6 protein-coding genes and 1 pseudogene are annotated in these 6,620 nt (G+C 73.8%); 3 read left to right on the top strand and 4 right to left on the bottom strand.

Annotation, left to right across the window (positions count from 1 at the left end; translation table 11 throughout):
• A pseudogene (locus ACYVE9_RS12235) lies at positions 1-221 on the top strand (diguanylate cyclase); the annotation flags it as partial.
• 42 nt (positions 222-263) lie between these two features.
• On the opposite strand, the gene ACYVE9_RS12230 reads toward ACYVE9_RS12235, so the two are convergent.
• Positions 264-1,019, bottom strand: coding sequence for an SIS domain-containing protein (locus ACYVE9_RS12230; RefSeq protein ID WP_461027826.1), 756 nt, complete (start codon positions 1,017-1,019; stop codon positions 264-266).
• 204 nt (positions 1,020-1,223) lie between these two features.
• Here ACYVE9_RS12230 and ACYVE9_RS12225 point away from each other — a divergent pair, with 204 nt between their 5' ends.
• Both ACYVE9_RS12225 and ACYVE9_RS12220 read left to right on the top strand, forming a co-directional pair.
• Positions 1,224-1,919, top strand: a complete 696-nt coding sequence (locus ACYVE9_RS12225; protein ID WP_461027825.1) for a metal-dependent transcriptional regulator — start codon at positions 1,224-1,226, stop codon at positions 1,917-1,919.
• Positions 1,920-2,608: 689 nt separating this feature from the next.
• Complete coding sequence (locus ACYVE9_RS12220) at positions 2,609-3,529, top strand: alpha/beta fold hydrolase (protein ID WP_461027824.1); 921 nt, start codon at positions 2,609-2,611, stop codon at positions 3,527-3,529.
• Here the strand turns inward: ACYVE9_RS12220 and ACYVE9_RS12215 are convergent.
• The 3 genes from ACYVE9_RS12215 to ACYVE9_RS12205 form a co-directional block, all read right to left on the bottom strand.
• Positions 3,516-5,174 carry a transporter gene (locus ACYVE9_RS12215; RefSeq protein ID WP_461027823.1) on the bottom strand — a complete coding sequence of 553 codons (1,659 nt, stop codon included), beginning with the start codon at positions 5,172-5,174 and terminating at the stop codon, positions 3,516-3,518. The genes ACYVE9_RS12220 and ACYVE9_RS12215 overlap by 14 nt on opposite strands.
• Positions 5,171-5,965 (bottom strand): ABC transporter ATP-binding protein, encoded by a 795-nt coding sequence (locus ACYVE9_RS12210; RefSeq protein ID WP_461027822.1) that lies wholly within the window; start codon positions 5,963-5,965, stop codon positions 5,171-5,173. Before ACYVE9_RS12210 ends, ACYVE9_RS12215 begins: the two co-directional genes overlap by 4 nt.
• A 179-nt stretch (positions 5,966-6,144) precedes the next feature.
• Positions 6,145-6,620: bifunctional DNA primase/polymerase (locus ACYVE9_RS12205; protein ID WP_461027821.1), on the bottom strand; the 476-nt coding region annotated here is incomplete at its 5' end.

Genomic DNA, 6,620 nt, shown 5'->3' with positions numbered 1-6,620 from the left:
CGACGCAGGGCTGGGCGGCGGCCCGTGCCTGGCCGGAGGACGTCGTGCACGGCCTGTGCTCGGTGCTGCGCAGCCGGGGCCGCACGCTGGGTGTGGTGACCTTCCTGCGGGCCGCCGGCCGTCGGCCCTTCGACCGGGCCGACGCGGTGTACGCGGAGGACGTGGCGGTGCGGGTGGCCGCGGCCGTGGACCTCGCGGACTCCCTGGAGGTGCCGCGGTAGCGGTGGTGGCGGCGGGCGCCCGGCCGGTTCCGGGCGGGCCGGTCAGCGGCGGTAGAAGATCCGGTCGGCGTACTCGGTCATCACGTGGTCGTTCCACTCGTGGCCGCCGTCGACGTTGCCGGAGCGCAGCAGCGGCGGCTCGATGCCCCGGGAGGCCAGCTCGCCGGCGGCGGTCGCGAGGACGGCCTGCATCAGGGCGCTGGTCACCACCGTGGAGGCGGGCGCGAAGGGCGCCGCGATGCCGGGCACGGACAGCGTGGCGTCGCCGACCGGGACGCAGCTGTCGATCACCACGTCACCGTGGTCCTTGAGAAAGGTGCCGGAGGCGTGCCGGGAGGAGGTGCGGGCCGCGTACTCGACCGAGGTCACGGCGACGACCTTCAGCCCCAGCGCCCGGGCGTTCATCGCCATCTCCACCGGCAGCGGGTTGCGTCCGGAGAGCGAGATGATCACCAGCGCGTCGCCGGCGCGGGCCGGGCTGGTGTCGAGCACCGCGGCGGCCAGCCCGTCGACGCGCTCCAGCGCACTGCCCAGCGTGGCCGGCACGACGTCCACCCCGACGACGCCCGGCACGCTCAGCAGGTTGACGACGGCGAGCCCGCCGGCCCGGTAGACGACGTCCTGGGCGGCCAGCGAGGAGTGGCCGGCGCCGAACGCGAACAGCCGGCCGCCGTCGGCGACGGTCTCGGCGAGCAGGACGCCGGCGGCCCGGACGGATTCGGCGGTGGTGGTCCTGGCCTTCTCCAGCAGGCTGATGGCGCTGTCGAAGAACTGGTCGGCAAGCTCACTCTCGGTCATTGCGCACACGTTAGAGGTCTGGACCAGACCCTTCAATAGGCCCGCACGACCGGCCTCGGGGCCCCGCGACACCCGAACACGCGGACCGCGGCGCAGGGCACGGCACGGGCCGCGGCGGGGCGGCCGGGCTCGGGCGGGGACGGTTGTCCGCGCGATGCGTCAGAATTGAGCCAGGGCCACCGCACGAACTGACGAGGGGCACGAATGTCCGGACTCATCGACACCACGGAGATGTATCTCCGCACCATTCTGGAGCTGGAGGAGGAAGGCGTCGTCCCCATGCGTGCCCGCATCGCCGAGCGTCTGGACCAGAGCGGTCCGACGGTCAGCCAGACCGTCGCCCGCATGGCCCGCGACGGACTCGTGACGGTCGCGGGGGACCGCCATCTGGAACTGACGGGCGAGGGGCGCACCCTCGCGACGCGCGTGATGCGCAAGCACCGGCTGGCCGAGTGCCTGCTGGTCGACGTGATCGGACTGGAGTGGGAACAGGTGCACGCGGAGGCGTGCCGCTGGGAACACGTGATGAGCGAGGCCGTGGAGCGGCGGGTGCTGGAGCTGCTGCGGCACCCCACCGAGTCGCCGTACGGCAACCCGATCCCGGGGCTGGAGGAGCTGGGGGAGAAGGGCGAGCCCGACCGTTTCCTCGACGAGGCGATGGTCAGCCTCGGTGAGCTGTCGCCCGGCCCGGACGGCAAGACGGTCGTGGTGCGCCGGATCGGTGAGCCGATCCAGACGGACGCCCAGCTGATGTACACGCTGCGCCGGGCCGGGGTGCAGCCGGGCTCGGTGGTGACGGTCACTCCGGGTGCCGACGGCAACCTGCACGTGGGCAGCGGAGGCGAGGCGGCGGAGCTGACGGAGGAGGTCGCCAGCCACGTCTTCGTGGCCAAGCGCTGAAGCGGCCGATCACCGGAGCGGGCACACGCCGACGGAACGGACCGGTCGACCTGCGTCGGCCGGTCCGACGTCGGTCCGAGGCCGTTCGACGTACGTGCCAGGCCGTTCGACGTACGTGCGCGGCTGGACCGGCGTACGTACGCGGTCGGTCCGAAGCCGGTGCCACGTTCGTGCGCGGGCTGGTCGGGACCGGTCGGTGAGGTGGCCGCACCGGGACGACCGGGCGGCGCGACCGCCGGGTGCGGGCGGCCGAGCGCTGAAACGGAGTCAACGGTTCATCCCTTGGCCCTAGTTCTCCGGAAGGAGGACGCCGGGGCACCGCTCGTGCGACGCTGTCGCTGACGCATATGCGGGACGGAAGGGAAGCCGTCTTATGTACCGGTCCTTGAGCAGGGGCCCCGGTGCTGCGAGCAGCCGGGGCCCTGCTTTTCCGCGCCCCCCGTCGATCACGGCCCGAGGCCCCGAGCTCCCCGGGCCGCTTCTCCCGGGCACCCGCGCCGCCGCGGCGTCGTGGAGTGCCCGTCCCCCGATCACTACGTCCCCCGGCCGAAGACGGCCAACCGTGCACGGGCATCACTCGATCGGGGGGTGTTGCCGCGTCGACAGCGCTTCTCGAACGAGCATTCGATAGCGTGTTGGGTGTCGGAGTGGGTGCAGCGGGCAGGAGGGGGTTGGGGGTGCCAAGGCGAATGGTGCGGCGCATCGATGTCACCGGCAGGGACGGAGTACGGCTGGCGGCCTGGGAGTTCACCGATCCTCCCGAGGAGAAGCCCGATTCGGGCCGCCGCACGGTCGAGCAGTCGGCGGAACGCCCGCGCGGTGGCGTGCTGTTACTGCACGGCCTGATGGGTCGTGCCTCGCACTGGGCCACCACGGCCCGCTGGCTGTCCGGCAGTTACCGCGCCGTCTGCCTGGACCAGCGCGGCCACGGACGCAGCGACAAACCCTCCGAGGGGCCCTTCGACCGGGAGGCGTTCGTCGCCGACGCCGAGGCGGCCGTCGAGCAGCTGGATCTCGGTCCGGTCCACCTCATCGGCCATTCCATGGGAGCGCTCACCGCCTGGCAGCTCGCGGCGAAGCGGCCCGACCTCGTGCAGTCCCTCGTCATCTGCGACATGCGGGCCTCGCCGCTCGGCGAGCAGTCGCAGCGCGAGTGGGAGGAGTGGTACCAGCGCTGGCCGCTGCCCTTCGCGACGCTCGCCGACGTGCGGCGCTGGTTCAGCGAGGAGGATCCGACGCTGGAACGCCCCAACCCGTCCCGCGGTGACTTCTACGCCGAGGTCATGGCCGAACGCTCCGACGGCTGGCGGCCGGTCTTCTCCCGCCGGCAGATGCTGCTGGCCCGGGAGACCTGGGTCTACGACGCCCACTGGGAGGAGCTGGCCCAGGTCCGCTGCCCCGCGCTGGTGGTGCGCGGCGTGGACGGCGAGCTGGGCCGGGCGGAGGCGCAGGAGATGGTCCGCGTACTGCCGCGCGGCAGCTACGCGGAGGTCGCGGACGCCGGCCACTTCGTGCACTACGACCAGCCGGACGGCTGGCGGGTGGCCGTCGAGCCCTTCCTCCGGCGCACCACGGCCGCCGGCGGGCCCGACGGTGTCACCCCTTGCTGACGGCGGCGAGGATCTCCGGCAGCCGGTCGACGATGCGCGGCGCGGCGATCCGCAGGCCGGGCACGGCCGCGAGCAGCCCGTAGCCGGTGCCCAGCGGCAGCAGCGGCGACAGCAGGCCGTCCCGGCCGTCCAGGTGCAACCAGATGGTCAGCGCCAGCAGCGGCAGGCACACGAGCACGCCGGCCAGCAGGCCGACCAGCAGGCTCGTGTACGCGACCGCGCCCTGGCCGGGCACCACGTTCTTGTAACCGCTGTCCTGGGGGATGGAGTAGGGGAACCACGCGGAGGCGACGGCGCCGCCCCCGACGAGCACCCCGGCCAGCGCCAGGGCGAGCCCCAGCGCCGTCGGCAGCTCACGCCACTGGCCGAAGACGGCCGCGGAGGCCACCACGACCACGGTGGTGAACGGCACCACCACCACGGTCAGCGCCAGTGCCCTGGCCCGCAGCTCCAGGTAGGCGTCGCGCCGCGTCGAGATGGTGCCCGCGACGAGCCAGAACGCGGACGAGTCCTGGCCGAACTGGTTGTACATCAGCAGCCCCAGCAGCCCCGCCACCCAACACGCGTTGTAGACCGAGCCGTTGCCCTGCACGGCCGTCACGAACGGCAGCAGCAGCCCGATGCCCAGCGACGTCGCCCAGGACGCCTTGGTCCGCGGGTCCCGCCACGCGTACCGCAGTGAGCGCAGCATCGCGACGCCGGTCCGTCCGGCCGGCAGCAGGGCGCCCAGCCGGCCGCCGGACACGTTCCGGTCCGCTTCCGGGGCGGCCTGCAGGGTGGAGGAGTCCGGCGCCGTCATCATCGTCGTGAGGCTGCCGTGCCACCACCACAGCAGCGCCAGCAGCAGCCCCGCCGTTCCGGCCAGCTGGAGCACCGCCACCCCGTACGAGCCGTCCCCGGCCTCCTGTACGGCCGCGACCGCGGAAGCGGGCGGCAGCCAGCGCAGCACGTCCGCGTAGGGCCGCAGCACCGCCAAGCCGCCGCCCTGCCCGAGCTGCTGCGCGGCCAGGTTGACGACCTGGATGCCCACCGCCAGGAACAGCCCGCTCAGCAGGGCCAGATCGCGGCCCTTGCGGCTGCTCAGCAGCCGGGCGTTGGCCGTGGCCACCGCCCGGGAGAGCGCCACGCACACCAGCACCACCAGCGGTACCGCGACCACCGCGGCCACCAGCGCGGCCCACCCGTGGGCGACGGACGCCACCGTCCCGGTGGCCAGCACCAGGGTGAACAGCGGCCCGAAGCCGATCAGGCCGGACACCAGCAACGCGGTCAGCAGCGGCCGCGGACGCAGCGGCAGCATGGCCAGCCTGCCGGGGTCGAGCGTCTCGTCGCCACCGCCGGCGAACAGCGGCATCACCGCCCAGCCCAGGGTCAGCAGGGTGACCAGCACGACACCCAGCGCGGCGGTGTCGGGCCGGCCGCGCAGCGCGAGCAGTCCTAGCAGCATCAGCGCGGCGAAGAGCAGCACGAGCACGCCGCTGAGCACGAAGAGCACCGTGCGGCCGGAGGACTGCCGCAGCCCGTTGCGCAGCAGCGACCACTTGAGCCGGACGAAGACCCGCACCACCGGCGGCCGGGCGCTCACCGCCGGTGTGGAACCGGTGCCGAACCGGCGCGGCTGGCCCGGCTGGGCCACGGCGCTCACCGCGCACCGCCGAGCCAGTCCAGGTCCTGGCCGGTGCCCGCGCCGTGCGCGCCCACCAGCTCCAGGAACGCCTCCTGGAGCGAGGCCGCCTCACCGCGTACCTCGGCGAGCGGGCCGTGCGCCCGGATCCGGCCGGCGGACATCACCGCCACCCAGTCGCAGAGCGACTCGACGAGTTCCATGACGTGGCTGGAGAAGACCACCGTCGCCCCCGAACGGGTGTACCGCTCCAGGACGCCGCGGATGATCTGCGCGGACACCGGGTCGACGCCCTCGAAGGGCTCGTCGAGGAACAGCACCGAGGGATTGTGCAGCAGCGCGGTCGCCAGGCCGATCTTCTTGCGCATGCCGGTGGAGTAGTCGACGACCAGCTTGTGCTGGGAGCCGCCCAGGTCCAGAACGTCCAGCAGCTGCCCGGCCCGGCGGTCCACCTCGTCCGCGGCCAGTCCGCGGAGCTGGCCGCTGTAGGTGAGCAGTTCGCGCCCGGTCAGGCGCTCGAAGAGGCGCAGCCCTTCGGGCAGCACGCCGATGGTGGACTTGACCCGCACCGGGTCCCGCCACACGTCGTGGCCCGCGACGTGGACGGTGCCCGCGTCCGGCCGCAGCAGACCGGTGACCATGGAGAGGGTCGTCGTCTTGCCCGCGCCGTTCGGGCCGACGAGTCCGACGAACCGTCCGGCGGGCAGTTCCAGGTCCACCCCCGCGACCGCCGCCTGCTCACCGAACCGCTTCCACAGCCCCTCGATCCGTACCGCGGGGGCCTGTCCGCCGTCTTCCGTGTCCGCTGTCACCGCTACCGCTCCTCCGCTCGCCGACCAGGGCCGCTCCCCGCAGGGCAGGTTCGGCACCCCCGTCCGGGCGACACGATACGGGCCGCGGGCGGGGGCGTGCGAAGGGTGTCGCGGTCGGGGAAACGAAGGGCGGGTCGGGGGAGGGCGGGTCGGTGGCGGACGGGTCGGTGGCGGACGGGTCAGTGGCCGCGGGTCGCCGCCGCCTCCCGGCCGCAGGCGTAGGCCAGCTGCGGCAGCAGCTCCTCCGCGTCCGGCAGCCAGCGGTTCGCCGCGGTGGGCTGCCGGGCCCACTGCACGGAACCGCGCAGCCCGACCCGAGTGGGCGGAGCCGCCACCCAGCCGCCCTCGCCGTGGGTGCGGAGGTCGATGGCGTCCGGGGACCAGCCCTGCTTCCTGACCAGTCCGGGCACCTTCACCGAGGCCCCGGGCAGCACGAAGAAGATCATCCGGCCGTAGGGCGTGCAGGTGACCGGGCCGAGCGGCAGGCCCATGCGCTCCATCCGGGCCAGGGCCAGGCAACCGGCCACGTCCGGAACGTCGATGGCGTCGAAGGTGCGGCCGGTCGGCAGCAGCACCGAGGCGGCCGGCTGCTCCTGCCACATCCGGCGGGCCGCGGTACCGCTGCCGGTGGCCAGCGCCGGCCAGCCCGCGTCCG

The organism is Streptomyces sparsus, assembly GCF_054776295.1.
Note: the sequence above shows the minus strand (reverse complement) of the source record. Positions and strands in the feature narration are given on the sequence as shown.